We start from the raw sequence: 22,672 nt of genomic DNA, 5'->3' as shown, positions 1-22,672 counted from the left end.
TCCCCCGAACAGTGGTTGCCTTCGGCGTTCGACTGTACGGAAGGCGGGGGGACTTCGCGCCCGGAACGTGCGATTTTCGGGGAGATTTATTCCTTCGTGCGGTCTGACCGCTTCAGGTGTGTTAGAGGGTCACTCGCACGCCACCTCGTCCCGAGGCTTGTAGTGGGTCCGGAACGGCTCCCGTTTCACCACTTCGCCCTGCTGGACGAACACCCGCTGCACGATGACGTCGAAGCCCACCAGCGGGGTCTGCGGGACGCACCGCTTGTCGGTGTTCACCTTCCGCTGCGGCTGCTTCACATTGGTGCGGTCGCCCTTGATCGAGCCGATCTCGTCGTACTTGCGGGTGCCGAGGAAGGTGACCGTGACCGATGAGTCGGTGGACTCGGCCTTGATGTAGATCGCGTGACCGGAGTCGTTCTTGAACTGGAGGTCCAGGCTGCCCCAGGCGACCGTCGCCTCACGGCCCTCCGGGTAGCGCTCGATGTAGAAGGAATGGGCGCCGTACTCCACGGGCTTGACGCCGGCGAAGAACATCGCGTTGAAGGTGGTCGTGGCCACGGCGGAGACACCGCCGCCCGGAGCCTTCGTGAACTCGTCGTTGAGGATCATCACGCCCTCGACGAAGCCGTTGGACTCGGTCCGCTCGCCGACCGTGCGGTTGAAGCTCCAGATCTTGTCCGGCATGACGACGGAGCCGTTGATCAGCTCCACGGCACGGCCGATGTTCTTCGAGCGGTACGGCGCCGGTTCGAAGTTGACCGTGAAGGATGACATCTGCTCGCGCAGCCCCAGCCGGTCGACGTTCTCGCGGGTCACCTGCGGCTCGGCGACGAGGGTGGCGATCTCACCGCTGCGGGCGGCGCCCCGCTTGGTGAGCAGCGGCATTACGGCCTTGCCCAGCGCCTTGTCGGTCACGACATGGCCGGCCCGGCCGTCCTCGGCCACCCCGACCCGGTTGCCGACCAGCCGCAGCTCGGCGTTACGGGCCCTGGCGGGCAGCCTGGACAGCGGGTACGCCACGTCGGGGTCATGGCGCAGGCCCTCGGCGTTCAGTCTCGGGGTGAGCCGGCCGGCGCTGTCGGGGCGCATCGTCAGGTACTCGCTCAGGACCGCCTGCTCGATCGTGAAGCGCCGGTCGGCCGCGGTGAGGGTGACCGGCGCCGACATCGCGGGCTCGGCGAACGTGCGCACCGCCCGCTGCACCTCCCGCTCGGTGACCTTCGGCTCGGTCGCGCGGGTGGGCAGCGCGGTGACGGAGTGGGCGTCGCCCTTGAGGAAGGCGGCGCGCAGGGGCTCGACGGCGGCGGCCGTGTCCAGGGCGTAGCCGCCGTGCGGGGCGGTGGTGCGGACCTGGCCGTTCTCGAAGGTGACGGCGCCCTCGCGGACCTTCTGGTCGGCCGCCTTCGCCAGCTTCGTCAGCCCTTTGCGGGCCTGGTCCTCGTCGACGTGGACGACCGGCTCGACCCGGCCGCCCGAGCTGAAGAGGCCGCCGATCACGCTGAAGGGGTCGGCGTCCTCGGTGCGCGAGGCGCGGTCCACCGTCTTCTCGTAGTCGAAGGTGATGCCGACCTGCCGGGGATCGACGGGACCCTTGCGGTCACCGACGGTCACGCGTAGATCGCGGTCCGCGGCCGGACCCAGCCGGTCCTCCAGCTTCCGCACGGCCTCCGCACGGGTCAGGCCGCCGATGTCCACGCCGCGCACCGTCGTACCGTCCTCTATGTCGCCGCCCGCGAGCAGCAGCCCGGCGAGATACAGGCCGCCGACGCCCAGGGTGAGGGCGCCGCCGGCCAGGGCGAGAGGCGGAAGCGAGCGGACGTTGACGCGGCGGGCCGTGACGGCGGGGACGCGGAGGCGCATGGGTCTCCCGGACGGGCGATAGACGGGGACGGCGCGTGGATCACGCGACGCTGAGCGCGAGGCAAGCACATCCAGCTAGCCATAACCGGACGAAAACGCCTATGTCGCACGCCACGTATGTTTCACGTCACGCCAGCGCCCTATTACGCCGCACCGAGGCCAGGAACGAAGCCGCGATCAGGACCACACCGATCAGGCCCGTGATGATCTCGCTGATCTGGTGCTGGATGGTGATCAGCAGGATCGCGGCGAGGGCGCCGATCGCGTAGTGGGCGCCGTGCTCCAGGTACACGTAGTCGTCGAGGGTGCCCTGGCGGACCAGGTACACGGTCAGCGACCGGACGTACATCGCGCCGATCCCGAGACCCAGCGCCATCCAGAAGATGTGGTTGGTGATGGCGAAGGCGCCGATCACCCCGTCGAAGGAGAAGGACGCGTCCAGGACCTCCAGGTACAGGAACATGAAGAACGCGGCCTTTCCGGCGAGCGCGACCGCCGAGACCGGTCTGCCCTCGGCCCTGGCCTTCTCCTCCTCCTCGTGCTCGTGTTCCTCCTCCTCTTCGAGCCGGTTCTCGAAGTGGGCGGAGAGGCCGCCGACCACGAGATACGTGATCAGCCCCGCCACCCCCGCCAGCAGCACGGTGGTCGTCTTGTCCGCGTGGCCCGTGCTGACATGGGCGTGCGCGGCGAACGTCAGCGCGGCCGCCAGCAGGGCGATCAGGGCCAGGCAGACCGCCAGCATGTCGATCTTCCCGAGCTTCGCGAGCGGGCGCTCCAGCCAGGCCAGCCACTTGATCTCGCGGTCCTCCATGATGAAGTCCAGGAAGATCATCAGCAGGAACATGCCGCCGAAGGCCGCGATCGCCGGATGGGCGTCGGTGACCAGGTCCTGATAGCGGTCGGGGTCGTCCAGGGCCAGCTGGACCGCCTCGATCGGCCCCACCTTGGCGCTGATGGCGACGATCACGACCGGGAACACCAGCCGCATGCCGAAGACGGCGATCAGGATGCCGACGGTGAGGAAGATCCGCTGCCAGAAGGCGTTCATCTTCTTCAGGACCCCGGCGTTGACCACCGCGTTGTCGAACGACAGCGAGATCTCCAGGACCGAGAGGATCAGCACGATCCCGAAGGCCTCCCAGCCCCACTGCCACGCGGCGAAGGCGAGGCCGAGCACCGTCACGGCGAACGACCAGCCGAAGGTTCGCAGCAGCACCGTCAGCCCTCCGCCTTCACGGCGAGCACCGGGCAGCCCACGCTCAGCAGGATCTGCTGCGCCGCCGAGCCCATGATCAGCTTGCCGACCGCGCTGCGCCGCCGCAGCCCGATCACCACCAGGGAGGCACCCTTGGTCTCCGCTAGATCGATGATCTCCTCGGCGGCATCACGGGCGCCGAGGACCTGACGGATGTCGAAGTCGATGCCCAGCGCCGCGAGGTCCTCGCGGACATGGCTCAGATCGGGTTCCTGGGCGAAGCGCGGGTCCGCGAGTGCATCGCCCCGGGTGGTGTTCACCACCAGCAGTTTCTCCTCGCGGCGGCGGGCCTCGTCGATCGCCGCGCGCAGCGCCGCCTCCCCCTCGGGGGAGGGGACGTAGCCGACCAGGATGGTCATGTCAGGTCTCCAGCGGTATCAGGCGGCGCTACGGGCGCGCAGCGGACGTACGACGAACCTGCGGATCAGCGGCCACAGCAGGACCACCGCGACCACCGTGTAGACCGTGTACGACACCGGCCCGCCCAGCAGCCCCGACAGCTCACCCCCGGACAGCTGGAGGGAGCGCCGGCCCTGGAGCTCCGCGCGCGGGCCCAGGATCACACCGACGATCAGCGGCAGCACCGGAAGCCCGAAACGCCGCATGGCGAAGCCGAGGAGGCCCAGGGTGAGCAGGATGAACAGGTCGAGGGGCTGGGCGTTGACGGCGTAGGCCCCCATCGTGGCGAAGAAGAGGATGCCTGCGTAGAGGTACGGCCGCGGGATCTGGAGCAGCTTCGCCCAGGCCGGGGCCAGCGGGAGGTTCAGCAGCAACAGCAGCAGGTTGCCGATGAAGAGGCTGGCGATCAGGACCCAGACCAGGCTCGCCTCCCGCTCGAAGAGCAGGGGGCCCGGCTGGATGCCGTACGACTGGAAGGCCGCCAGCATCACGGCCGCCGTGGCGTTGGTCGGCAGGCCGATCGCCAGCATCGGGACCAGGGTGCCCGCGGCGGACGCGTTGTTCGCGGCCTCGGGACCGGCCACGCCCTCGATGGCGCCCTTGCCGAACTGCTCGGGGTGCTTGGTCAGCCGCTTCTCGGTGGCGTACGACAGGAAGGTCGGGATCTCCGCGCCACCGGCCGGCAGCGCGCCGAACGGGAAGCCGAACGCCGTCCCGCGCAGCCAGGGCTTCCAGGACCGCTTCCAGTCCTGCCTGCCCATCCACGGGCGGCCGACCGGGATCACCTCGGCGGGCTTGCGGCGCAGATGCGCGGCCACCCACAGCGCCTCGCCGACCGCGAAGATGCCGACGGCGACCACGACGACGTCGATGCCGTCCGCCAGTTGCGGAACACCGAGCGTCAGGCGCTGCTGCCCGGACACGGTGTCGATGCCGACCAGGCCGATCGTCAGACCCAGCAGCAGGGATATGAAGCCGCGGATACGGGACGAGCCGAGCACCGACGTCACGGCTATGAACGACAGCAGCATGAGTGCGAAGTAGTCGGGCGAGCCCAGGCTGACCGCGAAGTCGACCACGAACGGAGTGATCAGGACCAGCAGCAGGGTGCCGATGGTGCCCGCCACGAACGAGCCGATGGCGGCCGTGGCCAGGGCCTGGGCCGCGCGGCCCGCCTTCGCCATCTTGTTGCCCTCGATGGCGGTGACCACGGACGAGGACTCGCCCGGAGTGTTGAGCAGGATCGACGTCGTCGAACCGCCGTACATGCCGCCGTAGAAGATGCCGGCGAACATGATGAACGCCTGCACCGGCTCCATGCCGTAGGTGATCGGCAGCAGCAGGGCCACCGTCATCGCCGGGCCGATGCCCGGCAGCACGCCCACCGCGGTGCCGATGACCACGCCGACCAGAGCGAGCAGCAGGTTCAGCGGGGCCATCACGTCCGCGAAGCCCTGCATCAGGTTGTTCAGGTTGTCCATGGCGCGGGCCTCACAGGATTCCTTGCAGCACGCCGGCGGGGAGATTCACGCCGAGGCCGATCGCGAACGCGTAGAACGTCGTCAGGGAGAGCGTCGCGGCGATCAGCAGATTGCGGATGTAGTGCCGGTTGCCGAGCGCGAACGCGGTGCCCCAGAACAGCAGGCCGCCGCTGATCACCCAGCCGAGCCGCTCGATGAGCAGCGCGTTCGCCACGAACACCGCGATCAGCAGCGCCACCGTGCGCCAGTCGGTGCCGTCCGACAGATCGACGTCCTCGCCGGCCTCCATCTCACCGCGGCCGCCCCGGGCCACGTCGACGGCGTACAGCACCGCGAGCACCACCAGCAGCGTGCCCAGGATCAGCGGGACCGCGCGCGGGCCGACCGGGTCGGTGCCGCTGGTGATGTGCGCGATGCCGAGGGCGTCCACGATCACCGCGGTGCCCAGCAGGGCGAGGAACACGCACACGCCGTACTGCGCGCGGTCCCCGCCCCGGCTCGGCGGAGGGGAGTCCTCCACGGTCCGCTCCTCCACTTGCGAACTCATGCCAGCCCGAGCTCGGCCAGCAGGTCGGCGACGGCCTTGTCCTGCTCGGTCAGGAAGGTGCCGAACTCGTCACCGGTGGCGAAGGCGTCGACCCAGCCGTTCTTCTTCAGCTGCGCCTGCCACTCCTTGGAGTCGTGCATCGTCGTCAGCGAGTCGATCCAGGTCTTCTTCTGCTCATCGGTGATCCCGGGAGGGGCCACGATGCCGCGCCAGTTGGTGAAGACCAGGTCGATGCCGGAGTCCTTGAGCGTGGGGGCGTCCTTCAGCGCGTCGATCGGCTTCTCGCTCGTCACCGCGAGGACACGGACCTGCCCGGCCTCGATCTGGTCGAGGAACTCACTGAAACCGCTCGCACCGAAGGCGATCTTGTTGCCGAGAATGGCCGGAAGCAGTTCCCCACCGCCGTCGTACGACACGTAGTTGACGTCCTTCGGCTTGATGCCGACCGCCTTCGCCAGCTGCATCGGCAGCAGATGGTCGGGCCCGCCCGCCGTCGAACCGCCGCCCACGGCGATCTTCTTCGGGTTCGCCTTCCACGCGGTGACGAGGTCGTCCATCGACTTGTAAGGGGAGTCCTTCGGCACGACGATCGCGCCGGCCTCCTCTATCAGCTTGGCGAGCGGCGTGGTGTCGGTCAGCGTCGCCTTCGACTTGGAGGTGTACGAGGCTCCGACGACACCCAGGCCCATCTGCATGGCCATCTTGCCGTTGCCCTTCTCGTTCACCAGGCGCTGCAGCCCCACGGTGCCGCTGGCGCCGGGCAGATTGAAGACCTGGACACCCGAGGCGACCTTGGTGTCCTCCATGACCTGGGTGACGGTGCGGGCGGTGAGGTCGTAACCACTGCCCGGGGTGTTGGGGACCATCAGCCGGAGACCGGTGACGGGATCGCCGGATCCGCCTCCGCTCCCCGAGTCCTTGTCGGCGGTCGCGCCACAGGCGCTGACCGCGATCATCGACACGGTGGCAAGAGCGCCGACAAGTGCGGCTCGTCTGGTTCTCATGGCTCATCCCTTTCGCTCGGCCCGATCCGGCGCCATGATTGTGCGGTTCCCGAGACGACCTGTCTCAGTTGTGTGACCATTGAAGGTTGAGTTCATAGTGGTCATTACGTCCCGGCCACACAGGCGCCAGACCCTCGCAGGTGAGCTGCTTGTATGGCAGCTCGCCATTGTCCTGATCGTGTTGGTCGCCGTGGCCGCCGTTTCGCTGTCGCAGTCCACGGCGACCTTCGACCGGGTCGAGGGCCGCCGCGTCACCGCGCTCGCGGAGGAAACGGCGAGCAATCCCCTCGTACGCACCCAACTCGTCCGCCCCGCCCCCGCCGAGATGCTCGCCCCGCTGCTCCAGTCCACGGTCACCCGGGCCGGCGTCACCTCCGCCATGGTCGCCGACAGGAAAGGGAAGATCGTCGCCGCGACCAACCCCACCCTGGTAGGGACCCGGCTGCCGACCGGGGAACCGGGAGTCGCCGCGGTGCGCGGCTGGTCCGGGGAGCTGCCGGTGGAGGGCGTCACCCAGCTGGCGGCGCAGGCACCGGTGCTCGGCAACACCGGGGCCCACCTGGGCACGGTGATGGTCGGCCGGGCCACACCGTCGGTCGGACAGCGCCTGGTGGGCGCCTCCTCCTACCTCCTGGTCTACCTCGGCGTCGCCAGCGTCCTCGGCCTCGCCGGCTCATGGCTGCTGGCCCGGCGCATCAAACGCCAGACCTTCGGCATGGAGCCGCGCGAGATCGCGGGGCTGGCCGAACACCGGGAGGCGATGCTGTTCGGCATCGCCGAGGGAGTCGTCGCCCTCGACCCGCAGCAGCGCCTGACCCTGGTGAACGAGGTCGGCCGCGGACTGCTCGACCTGCCCGAGAACTGCGTCGGCATGAGCCTGGCCGACCTCGGGATCGAGGGGCGGCTGTACGACGTCCTGGCCGGGACGGAACCGGGGGACCTCGACCGGCGCGACGAGGTGGTCGTACGCCGGGGCCGCGTCCTGGTGATGAACCGCATGGACGTCACCAAGGACGGCCGCCGCCTCGGCTCCGTGACGACCCTGCGCGACCGCACCGAACTCGCCCGCATGGAACGGGAGTTGGGCTCCTTCCGCAGCACCACCGAGCTGCTGCGCGCCCAGGCCCACGAGTTCTCCAACCAGCTCCACACCATCTCCGGACTCATCCAGATCGGCGAGCACGACGAGGTCGTACGGTACGTCCGCGCCCTGCGCAAACACCGCGAGTCACTCGATCTGCACCTCACCAGCCGGGTCCGCGACCGGGCCGTCGCCGCGCTCCTCATGGCCAAGTCGGCGCTCGCCTCGGAGCGCAAGGTACGCCTGAAGATCTCCGAGCAGACCTCGCTGGAACGGCTGGAGCCGACCGACTCCGCCGATGTGGCGACCGTGCTGGGCAACCTCGTGGACAATGCCGTCGACGCGGCCGCGAGCGGATCCGGCACCGGGGACGAAGGCGCCTGGGTGGAGGTCGAACTGCGCCAGGACGCCTCCAGCGTGGAGATCGTCGTACGCGACTCGGGGCCGGGGGTGGCCCCCGAGCTGGCGCAGGAGGTGTTCTCGCACGGGTTCACCACCAAGGCCGCACAGGGCGGCGACCGGGGGATCGGACTGGCCCTGACCCGGCTGGTGTGCAAACGGCGGGGTGGTGAGGTGTCGGTGGCCAACACGTCGGCGGGCGCCATGTTCACCGCCCGGATGTCCGTCGGCCGACCGGCCGACCGAGCGACGGAGGGAGTCCGATGATCGATGTGCTGATCGTGGAGGACGACTTCATGGTGGCGCGGATCCACCGCGGTTTCGTCAACGACGTCGCCGGGTTCCGGGTGATCGGCACGGCCGACTGCGGAGAGCAGGCGCTCACCGCGGTGGCCGAGCTGCAACCCGACCTGGTGCTGCTCGACCTCTACCTCCCCGACATGTTCGGCCTGGAGATCATCCCCCGGCTGCGCACCGCCGGACACGACTGCGACGTCATGGTGATCAGCGCGGCACGTGAGTCCGAGGCGGTGCGCGGTGCCGTACGGCAGGGAGTCGTCGACTATCTGCTGAAGCCCTTCGACGCGGGGGATCTGCGGGCTCGTCTGGAGCGGTACGCGGCCCGGCGCAGCAACCTCTACTCGGCCGTGGTCAGCGGCCAGTCCGACGTCGACCGGGCACTGGCGCGAGGTGCGGGCCCGGCCGCGGCGGTGGCTCCGCTGCCGAAGGGCATGAGCGTGGAGACGGCCGAGCTGATCGAGCGGGAGCTGCGGGGGGCCGGGGGGAGTCTGTCCGCGGCGGAGTGTGCGGCGCGGTCGGGGGTGTCGCGGGTGAGTGCGCGGCGGTATCTGGAGCACTTCAGTGTCACGGGGCGGGCCGAGGTGGCGCTGCGGTATGGGCAGGCGGGGAGGCCGGAGCGGCGGTATCGGTGGGCGGAGGACTGATCGCCTACAGGGGGTGCCGCGTCCCTTAAGGGCGTTTTCCTCCCTGGGAAGTAGCCGTGCCCCCGTCCGCTCCTCCTGCGGAGGCATGACAAGTGTCTCCGTGGGCACGATGTGCCGAAAGGTTGCGTAGAGAAGGCTGGTCGCAACGGACCGAGATACGAGGAGGGCGCCATGAACCGCCAGACCCACGTTCGCGTTCGTGTCACCCGCAGGCCGGCCGCTCCCCGCGACACCAGGGGCGAGATCGACCGCCGTACGCCCTCGGGGCGGATCCTGCCGTACTGACCGCTCACGTGGCCGGGTTCAGCTCCAGCGGCTCGACCTTGCCCTCCAGCATGGTGCCGAGGCCCTGGACCGCGCACACGTCGGGGCGCTCGGCGATGTGCACCGGCATGCTCGTCGCCCGGCGCAGCATCTCGTCGAAGCCGGGGAGAAGCGCGCTGCCGCCGACCATCATGATGCCGCGGTCCGCGAGGTCCGCCACCAGATCGGGCGGGCAGTCCCGCAGCACCTTGCCGATGCTGTCGAGCACGGCGGTCAGCGGCGTCTGGATGGCGTCCCGTACGGCGGCGGTGTCGACCTGGACGGAGCGGGCGAGGCCCGTGCAGACATCGCGGCCGTGGATCTCGGTGGAGGTCGGGCCGTGCGGGCTGAGCCCGTTGCCGGACAGGGCCAGCTGCAGCGGCCGTACGTTCTGGCTGGGCAGCATCAGCTCGTGCTCGTGCCGCAGGTGCTGCACGATCGCGTGGTCCACGGCCTCGCCGCCGACCCGGACGCGTTCGGCGGTGACGATGTTGCCGAGCGACAGCACCGCGACCTCCGTCGTCGCGGCCCCGCACACCATGATCATGCTGGCCTCGGGCTGCTCCACGGGCAGCCCGCAGCCCACCGCGGCGGCGATGAGCGTGTCCACCAGCTCCACATGCCGCGCCCCCAGTCCGACCAGCGTCTCGATGGCCGCGCGCCGGGCCAGCGGGTCCGGGGCGTGCGGGGTGCAGGCGGCGCCCCTCAGGAACGGCTTGCGGCGCAGCGCACGGCGCATCTTGTCGCCGAGCAGATGCCGCAGCATGCGCTGCGCCATCTCGATGTCGACGACGGTGCCGCCGGACACGGGCCGTACGACACGAATGTAGTCCGGGGTGCGCCCCGTCATCCGCTCCGCGAACTCACCGACCGCGATCAGGGCGCCGGTGCGGGTGTTGACCGCGGCGACGGAGGGCTGGTCGACGACGAGTCCCGAGCCCTTCACATAGACGCGGGTCCTGGCCGCCCCCAGGTCGACGGCGAAGTGGCAGCGGCGCAGCTGCTCCAGTGTGGCGGGCATGGGATGTCCTCCCGATAGCGCAGACCATGGGTCCGCCGGGTGGGTGGCGGGCCTCGCATTGGGGTGTGGGTCGAATGTGCGGGGCCGGCGGGTGGCGGCCTCTCCTTCGCCATCGTGCGCGCGGGAGGGAGGGGGTCGCCTTCTGGAGGGGGCCGGGTGGGGTGCGGCTGAACGGGGGATTCTGCAAGTGATGGGGTGTCAGGCGGCGTGTCGCGGTCAGAGAGAGCGGGCGGCGTCGAGTAGGGGCTGGAGCGAGTCGACGATCAGGTCGCAGCCGGCCTCGAGGAGGTCCGTTCGGGTGAGGGGGGAGTCGGCGTAGCCGATGACGGGGAGGTCGAGGCGCAGGGCGGCGGTGACCTCGGCCGCGGTCGAGGTGATCAGGACGCTCCGGGCAGGCTGCATGAAGTGGCCCTGGGCGAGGCGGAGGCACTGCGGATCGGGCATCAGCAGCGTGCCGCGGCCGAAGATCGCCCTCAAGGGGAGCCCCACGTGTTCCAGATGGCGGCGGACCGCCTCCGCGGAGAAGTTCGAGACGACGGCCATGGGACGACCGGCGACGCGCAGGGCCTGCACCAGTTCGGCGGCGCCCTGCGTCGAGCGGGACTCCGCCGCGGCCCGCAGCTCCAGCTGGTCCAGGCGTTCGCGCAGCAGCGGGGCGAGGCCGCTGTCGGCGAAGGCCCGCAGCACCTCCAGCGGGTGCACGGGTTCGCCCGAGACCGCGGTGCTCGTCAGGGGCCGTCCCGCCAGCGCGTCCTCCGGGTCGCGGTTCTCGACCACCAGGGACAGCAGGTCGAGCGCGGCGTCACGGGCGGTCTTCCTGGAGAACGGCCTGGTCAGTGGGCCGTCGAAGCCGAGGAGGACGACTTCGGCGTTGTGCAGTAGGGCGGTGGCCGGGGGTGGGGTGGAGGGCTGTTGCTGGACCGGGGGCAGGTGCTGGATTCCGGGAACGGGTGGTGCCTCCCCCGTCAGCTGGATCGAGTACGTCACCGACAGCCCCGGCACCGGCCCGTGGCGCAGCCGGGTGCGCAGGGCCTGCTGGGCAGCCCCGACCCGGCGCAGCGGGTAGCGGCGGGTGATACGGCTCGCCTCCGTGGCGACGTGCCGGAGGAGGAGGTCGGGGATGTCCGTGGCCTCGCCGCGCAGGAAGGCCACCGGGTCCTCCACATGCCAGGACAGCTCGACCGTGGCGGCGAAGCTGCCGCCCGCGGAGGCGGGGAGGGAGACGACGGTGCCGCTGCGGTGCACCGTGAGGTCGACCTCGTAGTACGTCGTGCGTAGCGGCGGGCGCTGGGCCAGTGGGTGGTTCGGGAACAGGACGGTCATCGAGCCGTCGCTCGGTGCGAGCACGACGGCGGTGCGGCCGGGGTCCGGGGCGGCGAGCCGGCCGGTGTCGGGGGTGGTGAACGGGCCCCGGACCAGGTCCTGGGCCTCCTCGTCCGGGACCCGGCGCGGCAGGTCCGGGGTGCTGTACCAGGCGAGAGGAGCGCCGGGCCGCTCTCCCGTGCGCAAGGGTTGGAAGTGGGCCGTACCGATGGTGGCGCTGCTGTCCGCGTACTGCTCGTACAGGTAGGAGGAGACAACGACCAGAAGGTCCGTGTCGGCGGTGTCCAGGGCGGCCTGAACCTCGTCCGGCACCACGCGCCGGTTGGAGTCGGTGAACCAGGGCGTGTGCCAGAACGCCACCCGAAGCGGTGGCGGGTCCGCGACCTCCATGAGAGCCGCGGGCAGATTGCGCAGCAGCGCGGGCAGCACAAAGGCGTCCGGCTCGGTCAGTACGGCGTAGCCGTTGTCGCGGGTCAGCACCTCGAACTGGTGCGAGGCCAGATCCCCACGGGACAGCAACTGCGTCACCGCGCGGCCCAGGGTGTCCCGGGCGTCGGGCCGCTGGTCCAGGGCGGGAGCCTCGAAGAGGATGGTCAGCCGCCCCCGTTCGCGCGTCGCGCGCAGTTCGAGGTACAGCTGGTGCAGGGCCGCGTCGACCGGGCTGCCATGGACCTCGGAGTAGGACTCGTACGCCTCCACCGCCTCCGCGACCCGCCCCGTCCCCTTCAATGCCAGGATGTGCAGCCGGCGGAATTCCTCGCGCTCCGGGTGTTCCCGGACCAGGGCCGCGAGGTCGGTCGCCGCCCGTTCGAAGTCGCCGAGTTCCAGGTCGAGTTCGGCCCGGGTGGCGCAGAGGGTGAGGCGCAGGGTGCGCAGGCGGGCGCGGGTGGCCTGCGCGGCGGGGCCGGGGATGCCGTCCAGGGGATCGCCGTAGAACAGGCTCAGGGCCTCCTGGATGAGGGAGTACCGGGTGCGCGGGGTCATGTCGTCCGTGCGGCCGCCCAGGAGTTGCTCGCAGTGGTGTACGTCGACGTAGTCGTCCGGCAGATGGAGGGCGTAGCCGCCGTCGGCGAGTTCGGCGAGAGTGCAGGGGCCGAGGAACCGGCGTAGCTCGCCGGCCAGGTCGTGACAGCGGCGCAATGCCTCCGTCGTCGACGGAGGGTCCTCCCACAGCCCCTCGGCCAGCGCGGCGAAGCCGACGCGGCGGCCCTGGTGGAGCAGGAGCATGCACAGCAGGGCCTGGGCCTCCGGGGACGGGGCGTCGGCGGAGCTGCCCGCGAGCCTGATGCGCGGCGGGCCCAGCAGGGTGATGCTCAGGCGCTCCGCGTCGCCCTTCGCGGGGTCGGAGTCGTCCGACAGCGCGAGCTGCCGTACGGCAGAGGCCGGACTGTGGTAGTCCGCCAGCCGGGCGAGGGCCGGACGGAACGGTAAGTCGTCCGTGGCGTCCACCGTCAGGTCCTGGAGCAGCAACCTGAACTGCGTGAAGTCCGAGTAAGGGCTGTGCGCCTCGGACAGCTCACCCAACTCGAACCGGCTGAGCACGACCTGGCCGTCCGGCCGCAGCAGCAGCCCGTCCCAGCCCAACTGCCCCCGCACCAGCCCTCGTTCGTGCAGGGCGTCCAGCCCCCGTGTCACATCCCGCACCAGCCGCGCGAACACCCGGAACGAGATCCCACGGCCACTGCCCTGCATCAACTCGGCCAGCGTCACGCCGTCCACGAACTCCGCGACCAGATAGGGCCGCGAGTCCTGCACACCGAAGTCGATCACGGAGGCCAGATTCGGATGGGCCAACCCGGCCAGCGTCCCCGCCTCCCGCAGGAACCGGTCCTGCGGCGCCGCCTGCGGCCCATAGAGGTGAACCGCCACCCGCCGGTCGGACCGTACGTCCACGGCGGCCCACACCCGCTGATTGGCCCCGCGCTGCCGCACCAGCCGATACCGCCCCCCGACCAGCTCGTGGTCCTGCCACTCCGCCGCGTCATCACCGAGTCGGCCTCGCCGCTCGCCGGTGGCGCGCGGAGGCTCGGTGCCGCGGCCGGGCTCGCGCGTCGTGACGTGGACGGGCCCGTCCGCGGTCTCGCCGGAGGGCCTGCCTTTCGTCTCGCCGGCCGGAGGCTGCGCTGTCTCGCCGGCGGGCCTCTCCTCCGTCCCGTCGACCAGCCCTCCAACCGCCTCCCCGCCCAACCGCCGCACCGTCTCCGCCCGCACAGTCGCGAACGCCCTCTCCGCGTCCCGTCCCGGCTCCGCCCCGAACTCGCCCGCCGCGAGCCCGGCCCGCTCGTCGATCAGGCCGCCGACGCGGGCCAGGAACTCCCGGGTCCGGGTCCGTGCCGTGCGTGGCAGTGACCGTAGGAGCAACTGCCGTACGCCTGGTCGGAACTCGTACGACCCTGGCGGTCCCGCCACCGCCGTCAGCAGGCCGCTGAGGATGATCTCGGCGAGGTGCTGGGGGCGTGGGCTGCCGTCCAGGGCGCGTTGGACGAGGCGCATCACCGGCAGGGAGGGGTTGGCCAGGGCGAGATGGCCGGCGATGCGGAAGGCCTCCGGGGACGCGGTCGCCCGGAAGCGGAGCACCAGGTCCGACACCGGCAACTCGGCGATGTCGGGGGCCGGTTCGGCGGGCGGGACCGGCGTGGGTGGCAGCCAGGCCAGGGCACCCGGTGCTCGGCCGCCGCCCGGCGCGGCGACCAGGGCGGCCCAGTTGGCGAGCCAGGCCGGGGCCGGTTCCAGGACGGGGAGGGGGACGGCCCCGGCGGGCGGCTTCTGTGCCTCGTCCTCGTAGGGAAGGAAGGTGAGCGCGGCCGACGGTGCCGCCGCGGCCGGTGCCGTGAGCAGGCCCGGTGCGGCGGGCAGGGCCGTGGTGTGCCAGAGGTGTTCCGGCAGGGGCTGGACGACGGCCAGGGGCATGCGCCCCGCCCAGCGGCGCAGGGTGCGGTGCCAGCGGTCGCCCGCCGGGCCGGGGCGCCACTGCGGGCCCATGCAGTCGCTGACGATCAGGGTCACCGTACGGCCGTCCGCGAGCGCGGGGACGTGGTGGGCACGGCCGTCCGGAGTGGCCCGGTGCACGGTGACGGTGCGGAAGACGCCCGACTGGGCGAGCGTGGTGTGCAGTTCGCGCACCAGGGGGCGCCACACGGGCATCGTCGGTCCCGTGTCGTACACCAGGTTCAGCCGCAGCCAGCGGTCCGGCGCCGGGCGCAGCACCGGGAGCCAGACGTCGGGGCGTCCGCCGAGGCGGGCGATGCGGTCGGCGGTGGCGTGCTCGTCGAGGAGCCGGACGCGGGGGGAGGGGACCTTGCGTTTGAGGGGGCGCAGGGCGCGTTGGAGGGCGAGGGGGTGGGGGAGCATCGCGGGCGCGGGGGCGAGCAGCGGGGGTCGTGTTCCGCGCGGGTTCGGCGCGGGGAGGTGGAGGGGGACGCGGTCGTCGGGCGGCGGGTCATGGGGTGGGGTGGGCGGGGGTGCGGCGATGGGGTCGGGGGTGAAGTCAGTAGCGGTGCCCGTGTCGTGGTGGGTGTGGCCGGGGGGAGTCGGCGGAGCCGGTGCCCCCGCCCCACCCTCACCCCCGCTCCCCTCGCCCAACTTCCCTGCGAACCAGAGGAGTTCCGCGATCTCCCGCGACGTCGGCCCGGCCTCCCCGCCCGCACCCGTGCCCGCGCCCGCGGCCAGCACGGCGGCCAGCCGGGCGACGTCTGAACCCCCGACCGCCCCCGCCCGCTCCCGCCCCTCAGAAGCCATCGCCGTCGGCCGTCGTGCTCAGGTACGGCATCAACCGCTCGGCCAGCTTCTCGCGGGAGTCGGCTTCGAGGCCCGCGACGCCGGTGAGGTAGATGGCGTTGAGGAGCTGGTCGGTGGCCAGTTCGCCGGTGCCGGCGCGGGTCAGGAACTCGGAGATCAGGGCCTGCGCCCGGGTGTCGGGCTCGCCCAGGTGGGCGCGGACGATGTCGGTGAGCTGGGCCCGGTCGGGGCGGCGCAGGCGCAGCCGGACGCAGCGGCGCAGGAAGGCGGGCGGGAACTCGCGTTCGCCGTTGCTGGTCAGGACGACGAAGGGGAAGGCACGGCAGCGGACCCGGCCGCGGGAGATCGTCACCGGGGTGTCCGTGCCGTCGGTCAGCACCTGCGCGGTGCCGTCGGCGGAGTGACGGGCCGCGCGGACCAGCTCCGGGATCTCGTACTGGCCCTCCTCCAGGATGTTGAGGAGGTCATTGGGCAGATCCAGGTCGCTCTTGTCGATCTCGTCGACGAGGAGCGCGCGCGGACGGTCGTAGGGGAGCATGGCCGTGCCCAGCGGGCCGAGGCGCAGATGGTCCTCGACGCCGTCGCGGGTGGCGGCCTGGCCGTCGTCGCGGCGGGCCGCGTACAGCCGGGACAGCGGGTCGTACTGGTAGAGGCCGTCCGCGAGGGCGCTGCGGCTGGTGATGTTCCAGCGCAGCACGGGGCCGAGGCGCAGCTCGCGGGCGACGGCGTAGGCGAGGGACGACTTGCCCGTGCCGGGCGGTCCGGTGACCAGCAGCGGGCGGCGCAGACACAGGGCCGCGTTGACGAGCTGGACGCTCTCCGGGGTCGGCACGTAGGTTTTCGCCCGGTGCACGCGGTCGGGGGAGACCGCCGCCTCGTCGTCGGTGTCGGCGGGCGGCGGCAGCGGCGGGCCGCCGTCGAAGGCGCGCCAGGGCGGCGGTTCGGGCAGCGCGGCGATGCCGTCGTGCTGGGTGTTGGTGCCGGTGTAGACGGACCAGTGCGGCATGGTGCTCCCCATTGGGCGACGGGCTCAAGCGACGGGTGACCGGGTGTGTACGGCCGTGGCGTGCGGGTCGGTGAAGCGGCGGGGGTCGTCCCACAGGAGCTGGATGTCCCGCGCCCAGTGGCCGTCGTCCGCGACGGCGAGTTGGCGCAGGCCGAGGACCCGGCGCGGCAGCCGCGCGGGCGGCACCCCGGAGGCGAGCTTGTCGAGGGCGTCCAGGAACGCCGTACCGGGACAGTCGGCGGCGCCCGCGCAGTCGGCCCGGTCCGGGTCGCAGCCCCGGCGCGACCACACCATCACCGGCGCCGGCGCGGTCAGCGACGTCTCGAAGTGCGGGCGGGTGCGGGAAGAACGGGGCGTCGCGGCGAAGCCCGTGAGGCCGGCCTCGGACTGCACCAGCGCCAGCCAGAGCTGCTTGGGGTCCTCGGTGCCCGAGCAGGCGACGCGGCGTACCCGGGTGCCGTCCCGGGTGTCGAGGTGCTGCCAGGCGCTCGTCAGGACGTGCCGGGTGCTGGATCTGCGCCGGGCGTGGTCGGTGACCACCACCGGGTGGACACAGCCGAGGGGCGTGTCGTCGTCGGGGCCCTTCTCCCAGCGGTCGACCGGCCAGTCCAGCCAGTCGCGGGGCAGCACGAAGGCGATCAACTCGTCGGCGCCGGGGGTCAGATGGCAGAAGGCGTCCTCGATACGGTCCTGCACACACGCCTTCAGCCGTGCCCTCGGGATGGTCTCGGCCGGGACCGGATGCCGGCGACCGCCGCTGTACGCCGACACCTCGACCCGCACCAGATCGTCACCGGCGCCGCTGTGCCCCAGCTCGACGAGGATGGCGCCGGTCTCGGCGACGGGCGGGGCGGTGAGCAGCCCGTCGAGCCGGTCGGCGAACCGGGACACGGTGTCCGGGTCGTCCACCTCGCACAGCACGAACCACGCCGCCGACCACAACGACCCGAAGCCCTCGGGCGGCGGCAGCGGGTCGAACGGCCCGGCCGCGGCCGTGTAGAGCCGGACGGGGTCGCAGTCGAGCCGGGCACGAGCAGCCTTCTCGACCAGGGCACGCAGCCGGGGGCCGTCGGGATGGCCGGGTAAGTGGATGGGGGCGGGGCTGTCCGGTGCCCCGCCGAAGTTCCGGCCCGGTGCTCTGCCGAGGTCCCACGTCGGCGCACCGGCGACGTACGCGGCTCCCGCACGCGCCATGCCCCGCCCGTGCCGCCCGTGCCACCCGTCCCGCACCGGCACCAGCGCGCTGAGCGCCGGCCAGTAACGGGCCATCACATGGGTCGGCATCATCCGCCCGGTGTGCACCGAGTTCGCGCCCGCCGCCGCCGTGACCATGCCGACGACCTCGCCGGTGTCGACGAAGGTGACCGCGCCGCCGCTGAAGCCGCGGGCGAGTGGCTGTCCGTGGGCGCTCCGGGCCTCCAGCTCGATCCACTCGCCGCCGACCAGCATCGGACCCACGGCGTGCAGCGCGGCCTGGGTGCCGAAGCCGGTGTGGCCGGTCGGGAAGCCGTACGCGAAAAGCTCGCGGTCGCTGTGCGCGGTGTCGGCGGGGGCCAGCACCGCGGGGGTGATCGGCATGTCCCGGTCCAGTTCCAGGACGGCCAGGTCTCCGAAGTCGGTGCCGTGTCCGACGTCCCAGCCGCCGTCCGCCACGACCCGCGCGGTCACCGGGGGCTCGCCGGGGCGCTGCGGGAAGGTCACGGTCACCGGGCCCAGGTCACCGTTGTCGACGACATGGGCGCAGGTCAGCACGGTGTTCCCGGTCACCAGGAACCCGGCCCCGCACACCGTGCCCCCGCACTCGACCCGGGCATGCCACTCCGCGCCCCTCAGACCTGTCATGACGCCCCCGTCAGCCGTCGTCTTCTGCGCACGCCCATTGTCCAGGACGGCCGCGGAAGTTGTCCCGGGTTTCCCCTCCGTACCCTCGTACTCCGGGATCATGCCTCGGACAACTCCTCGGCTGACGTCTGGGACGACCGCCTCAGATCACGCCCCGGATCACCCCCAGCTCCACCAAGTCCTGTGGCCTGATCCGGAGTTGATCCGCCGTCGCTTCCACCTCACTCGCCCCCCGCTTCAGGATCGCCGCCGCCAACTCCGGTGCGATCACCGAGAAGTAGCTGTCCGGTGTGGCCCAGGTGTCGCCGGGCGCGGCGAGGGCCAGGGCACCGCCCGAGCCGCCCTCGCCGATGAGGAGGGTCGTGATCGGCGTACGCGCGGACGCCACCACCCCGAACAGGTCCGCGATGGCCGCCCCCACGCCCTGCCGCTCCGCCTCCGCGTCATTGGCGGCGCCCGGCGTGTCCACCAGCGTCAGCACCGGGATGCCGAGCCGGTCCGCGAGACGGATCAGCCGCGCGGCGGTGCGGTAGCCGGCGGGGCGGGTGGCGGTGCCGGTCTGCGCGGCGTAGGCGACCGTACGGCCCTCGTGCGCACCGAACCCGCAGCGCATGCCGTCGGGGTCGGTGCCGCCGCAGCGATCGCCGCTGATCTCGACGCGGTGGGTGAAGTAGGCGGCCAGATAGGCCTCCGCGCGCGGACGCCGAGGCGAACGGGCACGCTGGACGGCGTCCCAGCCGGTGGCGGGCGGCTCGGTGTCGCCGAGTGGGCGCGGCGGCGGGGCGGCATCCCCGGAGGGCGCCGACAGCAGCCGTAGCCACTGCCCCAGCACCTTCCGCAACTCCCCCGGCCGCACCACCCCATCCACCGCCCCCGCCGCCACCTGCGCCTCGGCCGTGTACGCCGCCGGGTCCGCGTCCGGCGGGCGGACCCTGGAGCCCGCGAAGCCGATCTGGGCGCCGGGCAGGGCGAGGGTGACGTCGGCACCGGCGCCGAGGGTGGCCCAGCCGCCGCCGGTCGTCGGGTCCCGGAGCACCGCGATCTGGGGCAGCCCGGCCTCCCGGGTGAGCGCCGACTGCCGTGCCACGCACTGGAGTTGGGTCAGGGCGAGCATGCCCTCCTGCATACGGCTGCCGCCCGTCGCCACCAGAGGGACGACCGGCAGCCGGTGGGCGCGGGCGTAGATGTACGCCGCTTCGAGCCGGTCGCCGGTGCGCTCGCCCAGGGAACCGCCGAGGAAGCCGAACTCGAAGGCGATCACCACCGCGCGGGTGCCCTCGATCGCGCCGGTGCCGCAGATCACCGACTCCTCCTCGCCGGTGCGTGCGGCGGCACGGGCGCGGGAGGCGTCGTAGCTCTGCCAGGCGAGGGGGCCGTCGGGGCTGGACGGCTTCTCCGGGTGGGGGAGTTCAACGAACGTGTCGGGGTCGGTCAGCAGGGCGATGACCTGCCGTGCCGCGAGGCGTTCCGTCATGACGCCGTCAGCGCCCGCTTCATGATCTTCCCCATGTCGTTGCGGGGGAGGGCATCCAGGTAATGCACCCTGCGCGGGCGCTTGTGCGGGGCCAGTCGGGCGGCGACATGGTTCGCCAACTCCTCGGCGACGGGCGGTGATTCGGGGTCCGCCGGGACGATCCACGCCACGATCCGCTCGCCCAGGTCGGCGTCCGGTTCCCCGGTGACCGCGGCCTCCCGCACCCCGGGGTGTTCCAGGAGCGCGTTCTCGATCTCGCCCGCCCCGATCTTGTAACCCCCGCTCTTGATCAGGTCGGTGGCCTTGCGGCCCACGATCCGGACGTACCCGTCGGATTCGCGCACCGCCATGTCGCCGGTGCGGAACCAGCCGTCCGGAGTGAAGGCGGCGGCGGTGGCGTCGGGGCGGTTGAGGTACTCCGTGAACAGGTTCGGGCCGCGCACCTGGATCTCGCCCACCGTCTCGCCGTCGTACGACGTGATCGGCGTCCCGTCCTCCTCCACCAGCCGCAGCTCCACGCCCGGCAGCGGCACACCGACGGTGCCCGCCCTGGCCTCGCCGTCCGCGCGCACGCTGGTGTTCATCAGCGTCTCCGTCATGCCGTACCGCTCGACGACCCGCTGACCGGTCGCGGCGGTGATGCGCTCGTGGTCATGGACGGGGAGCGCCGCCGAACCCGAGACGAGCAGCCGGGCCTTGCCGAGTGCCTGCGCCAACCCCGGGTCCTCGGAGAGTGCCTGGGCGACCCGGTGGTACATCGTCGGCACGCCGAACATCATCGTCGCGCCCTCGTTCAGCTCGCGCGTCACACCCTCCGTGCCGAAACGGCCCAGGTGGCGCACCGATCCACCGCGCCGCAGCGGGCCGAGGACGCCGAGGACCAGGCCGTGCACGTGGAACAGGGGGAGGCCATGCACCAGTACGTCGTCCGCCGTCCACTGCCAGGCGTCGGCCAGCGCGTCCAGGGTGTGGGTGACGGCACGGCGGGGGATCACGGCGCCCTTGGGCGGGCCGGTGGTGCCGGAGGTGTAGACGACCAGGGCGGGGTCCTCGCCATCCGCGGTGCCGAAGGGGAGGGGGCCGGTGCCGTGCACATCGACGTCGATCCGCTCCAAGTCCCGTACAACCGAAGGCAGTTCCTCACCCGGCGCCGCCAGCACCGCACTCGGCGCGCTGTCCGACAGGATGTGCCCGAGCTCCTTCTCCCCGGACTTCGGGTTGAGCGGTACGGCCGCGACACCGGCCTCCAGCGCCGCCACCACCGCCACGGCCGTCTCCAGCGCCGGGGTCGCCCATACGGCCACTCTGCCGGTCCCGCCGATCCGTGCCGCGAGGGCACCGGCGGCGGCGCCGAGCTCGCCGTACGTCAGGGAACGGTCGCCGAACCGCAGGGCGGGCCGGTCGGCCGGAGCACCCGTGAGGGCCGGGAAGAGAGAGGACACGCGTCGTACTCCTAACTGTTGCTACGGACACCGAGTGTTGTGGCCGTGACCGTCGTGTTGTGACCGTCCGGGCCTATCCCCAGCCCGGCACGACCAGCGCCAGCCACACCACGGCGGGCACCACGGCCACCACGATCCCTCCGTACACCATCAACTGCCGGAAGAAACGCTCACGGTCCACGTCCGGTGCCGCGGCCAGCACCAGCGCGCCGTTCGTCGAGAAGGGGCTCACGTCCACCACCGTCGCCGACACCGCGAGCGCGGCCACCATGCCGACCGCCCCGATCTCGCCCTGCGCCAGGAACGGCACGGCCAGCGGGATGAGCGCGCCCATGATGCCGACGGACGAGGCGAACGCCGAGACGATCGCGCCGATGTAGCAGAGCAGTACGGCGGCGAGGAGCGGTACGCCGATGCCGCCGACGCCCTCGCCGGCCCAGGTGATGGTGCCCATCTCGTCCAGGACGCCGACGTAGGTCAGCACACCGCAGATCAGCAGCACGGTCGGCCAGGCGATCTCGCCGACCGCCTTGCGGCTGTCGTCCGGCCAGGCGGTGCTCAGGACGACGGCGAGGGTGATCGCGGTGAGGCCCGCGTCCAGGTCGAGGACGAGGACGGCGATGACGAGGGCGACCAGGGAGATGAGGGTGGCGATACGGGCGGGGGTGAGGTGGGTGGCGGCGAGCTGGGTGGGGGTGGGGGCGGGGCGGGTGACCGTGGTGCCGGGCTCGCGGGTGGCACCGCCGCCGGATCCACCCGAGCCGTCGGTCTGCTCGGCACCGCCCTTTCCGTCCGTCTCCACCGCTCCCTGAGCCCACAGCTTCAACCCGCCGAAGAGGACGAACACGATCGCCGCGATGACGAGGTTGACGATCAGGGACGCCAGGAACAGGGAGACCTCGTTCCCCGGCAGCTTCTCCCGCTCCACGATGCCGTTGACGATCGAGCCGTAGATGCTGATCGGCGAGAAGCCGCCGCCCTGCGCGCCGTGCACCACCATCGCGCCCATCAGCAGCGGACTGATGCCGTATCGCGCCGCGAAGCTCAGCGCGATCGGCGCGACGATCGCGACCGCGGCCGGGCTCACGGCGCCGATCGCGGTGAGTGCGCCGGTGATGGCGAACATGACCCAGGGGATGAGCGCCACCCGCCCGCGCACGAGCCGGATGGAGGCGTGCACGAGCCAGTCGGTGGTGCCGTTGGAACGGGCGATGGCGAAGAGGTACGTGACGCCGACGAGGACGACGAACAGATCGCCGGGGAAGCCGGCGAAGATGCCGTCCGCGTCGAGGTCGGCCACGAGCGTGCCGACTCCGAAGGCGGCGGCGAAGGCGAGCGCGCCCATGTTGATCGAGCGGGTCGTGGCGATGACGAACACCACGACGAGGACGAGGATCGAGATGAGTTCGGGGGACATGCGGGCTCCCGTCTTTGGGTCCCGTAGCGGTTGCGGGGTCCACACCGCCGTAGTGGCCAAGTGGCTCAGCCAATTCGGGGTGATGGCTGGATAGCGTGGGCGCACGACGGGGGCACGTCAAGGGGGTGCGCGG

Annotated in this window: 15 protein-coding genes; 2 read left to right on the top strand and 13 right to left on the bottom strand. The window is 71.9% G+C overall.

All coding sequences use genetic code 11. The features are described from left to right. Positions 1 to 129: 129 nt before the first annotated feature. The 6 genes from IE325_RS06190 to IE325_RS06165 all read right to left on the bottom strand — a co-directional run bounded on the left by IE325_RS06190 (position 130) and on the right by IE325_RS06165 (position 6,501). Complete coding sequence (locus IE325_RS06190) at positions 130 to 1,863, bottom strand: VanW family protein (protein ID WP_190068691.1); 1,734 nt, start codon at positions 1,861 to 1,863, stop codon at positions 130 to 132. Between the two features lie 127 nt (positions 1,864 to 1,990). Further along, a complete protein-coding gene (locus IE325_RS06185; protein WP_190068690.1) occupies positions 1,991 to 3,079 on the bottom strand; it encodes a DUF475 domain-containing protein in 1,089 nt (362 codons plus the stop codon). A 2-nt stretch (positions 3,080 to 3,081) separates the two neighbouring features. Continuing rightward, on the bottom strand, positions 3,082 to 3,477 hold the full coding sequence (locus IE325_RS06180) for a universal stress protein (protein ID WP_190068689.1): 396 nt from the start codon (positions 3,475 to 3,477) through the stop codon (positions 3,082 to 3,084). A gap of 18 nt (positions 3,478 to 3,495) precedes the next feature. Continuing rightward, the gene (locus tag IE325_RS06175) at positions 3,496 to 4,998 is read right to left on the bottom strand and encodes a tripartite tricarboxylate transporter permease (protein ID WP_190068688.1); all 1,503 of its coding nucleotides are present in this window, start codon (positions 4,996 to 4,998) and stop codon (positions 3,496 to 3,498) included. A 10-nt stretch (positions 4,999 to 5,008) separates the two neighbouring features. Beyond that, positions 5,009 to 5,518: a tripartite tricarboxylate transporter TctB family protein gene (locus IE325_RS06170; protein WP_229911683.1), complete on the bottom strand. Its 510-nt coding sequence runs from the start codon at positions 5,516 to 5,518 to the stop codon at positions 5,009 to 5,011. A gap of 23 nt (positions 5,519 to 5,541) precedes the next feature. After that, positions 5,542 to 6,501: a Bug family tripartite tricarboxylate transporter substrate binding protein gene (locus IE325_RS06165; protein WP_373315131.1), complete on the bottom strand. Its 960-nt coding sequence runs from the start codon at positions 6,499 to 6,501 to the stop codon at positions 5,542 to 5,544. Between the two features lie 145 nt (positions 6,502 to 6,646). Here IE325_RS06165 and IE325_RS06160 point away from each other — a divergent pair, with 145 nt between their 5' ends. Together IE325_RS06160 and IE325_RS06155 are read left to right on the top strand one after the other, a co-directional pair. After that, positions 6,647 to 8,296 carry a sensor histidine kinase gene (locus tag IE325_RS06160; RefSeq protein ID WP_190068685.1) on the top strand — a complete coding sequence of 550 codons (1,650 nt, stop codon included), beginning with the start codon at positions 6,647 to 6,649 and terminating at the stop codon, positions 8,294 to 8,296. Next, complete coding sequence (locus IE325_RS06155; protein ID WP_190068684.1) at positions 8,293 to 8,973, top strand: response regulator; 681 nt, start codon at positions 8,293 to 8,295, stop codon at positions 8,971 to 8,973. Before IE325_RS06160 ends, IE325_RS06155 begins: the two co-directional genes overlap by 4 nt. Before the next feature lie 289 nt (positions 8,974 to 9,262). Here IE325_RS06155 and IE325_RS06150 read toward each other — a convergent pair whose 3' ends face one another. The 7 genes from IE325_RS06150 to IE325_RS06120 form a co-directional block, all read right to left on the bottom strand. Then, the gene (locus tag IE325_RS06150; protein ID WP_190068683.1) at positions 9,263 to 10,297 is read right to left on the bottom strand and encodes a rod shape-determining protein; all 1,035 of its coding nucleotides are present in this window, start codon (positions 10,295 to 10,297) and stop codon (positions 9,263 to 9,265) included. A 216-nt stretch (positions 10,298 to 10,513) separates the two neighbouring features. Next, complete coding sequence (locus tag IE325_RS06145) at positions 10,514 to 15,358, bottom strand: SAV_2336 N-terminal domain-related protein (protein WP_190068682.1); 4,845 nt, start codon at positions 15,356 to 15,358, stop codon at positions 10,514 to 10,516. Beyond that, a complete protein-coding gene (locus IE325_RS06140) occupies positions 15,348 to 16,364 on the bottom strand; it encodes an AAA family ATPase (protein ID WP_190068681.1) in 1,017 nt (338 codons plus the stop codon). Before IE325_RS06140 ends, IE325_RS06145 begins: the two co-directional genes overlap by 11 nt. Positions 16,365 to 16,388: 24 nt before the next feature. Further along, positions 16,389 to 18,206, bottom strand: coding sequence for a VMAP-C domain-containing protein (locus IE325_RS06135; RefSeq protein ID WP_190068680.1), 1,818 nt, complete (start codon positions 18,204 to 18,206; stop codon positions 16,389 to 16,391). 142 nt (positions 18,207 to 18,348) lie between these two features. Further along, a complete protein-coding gene (locus IE325_RS06130; RefSeq protein WP_190068679.1) occupies positions 18,349 to 19,680 on the bottom strand; it encodes a carboxyl transferase domain-containing protein in 1,332 nt (443 codons plus the stop codon). Continuing rightward, the gene (locus IE325_RS06125; RefSeq protein WP_190068678.1) at positions 19,677 to 21,122 is read right to left on the bottom strand and encodes an acyl-CoA synthetase; all 1,446 of its coding nucleotides are present in this window, start codon (positions 21,120 to 21,122) and stop codon (positions 19,677 to 19,679) included. Before IE325_RS06125 ends, IE325_RS06130 begins: the two co-directional genes overlap by 4 nt. Positions 21,123 to 21,195: 73 nt before the next feature. Beyond that, positions 21,196 to 22,539, bottom strand: coding sequence for an SLC13 family permease (locus tag IE325_RS06120; RefSeq protein ID WP_190068677.1), 1,344 nt, complete (start codon positions 22,537 to 22,539; stop codon positions 21,196 to 21,198). Between the last annotated feature and the right edge of the window lie 133 nt (positions 22,540 to 22,672).

Origin of the sequence: Streptomyces lanatus, from assembly GCF_014655715.1 — a bacterium.
Taxonomy (GTDB): domain Bacteria; phylum Actinomycetota; class Actinomycetes; order Streptomycetales; family Streptomycetaceae; genus Streptomyces; species Streptomyces lanatus.
Note: the sequence above shows the minus strand (reverse complement) of the source record. Positions and strands in the feature narration are given on the sequence as shown.

Coding starts and splice junctions, on each gene's coding strand:
- IE325_RS06190 (WP_190068691.1), bottom strand. CDS start 1,863: ATGCGCCTCCGCGTCCCCGCCGTCACGGCCCGCCGCGTCAACGTCCGC.
- IE325_RS06180 (WP_190068689.1), bottom strand. CDS start 3,477: ATGACCATCCTGGTCGGCTACGTCCCCTCCCCCGAGGGGGAGGCGGCG.
- IE325_RS06175 (WP_190068688.1), bottom strand. CDS start 4,998: ATGGACAACCTGAACAACCTGATGCAGGGCTTCGCGGACGTGATGGCC.
- IE325_RS06165 (WP_373315131.1), bottom strand. CDS start 6,501: ATGATCGCGGTCAGCGCCTGTGGCGCGACCGCCGACAAGGACTCGGGG.
- IE325_RS06155 (WP_190068684.1), top strand. CDS start 8,293: ATGATCGATGTGCTGATCGTGGAGGACGACTTCATGGTGGCGCGGATC.
- IE325_RS06150 (WP_190068683.1), bottom strand. CDS start 10,297: ATGCCCGCCACACTGGAGCAGCTGCGCCGCTGCCACTTCGCCGTCGAC.
- IE325_RS06145 (WP_190068682.1), bottom strand. CDS start 15,358: ATGGCTTCTGAGGGGCGGGAGCGGGCGGGGGCGGTCGGGGGTTCAGAC.
- IE325_RS06140 (WP_190068681.1), bottom strand. CDS start 16,364: ATGCCGCACTGGTCCGTCTACACCGGCACCAACACCCAGCACGACGGC.
- IE325_RS06135 (WP_190068680.1), bottom strand. CDS start 18,206: ATGACAGGTCTGAGGGGCGCGGAGTGGCATGCCCGGGTCGAGTGCGGG.
- IE325_RS06130 (WP_190068679.1), bottom strand. CDS start 19,680: ATGACGGAACGCCTCGCGGCACGGCAGGTCATCGCCCTGCTGACCGAC.
- IE325_RS06120 (WP_190068677.1), bottom strand. CDS start 22,539: ATGTCCCCCGAACTCATCTCGATCCTCGTCCTCGTCGTGGTGTTCGTC.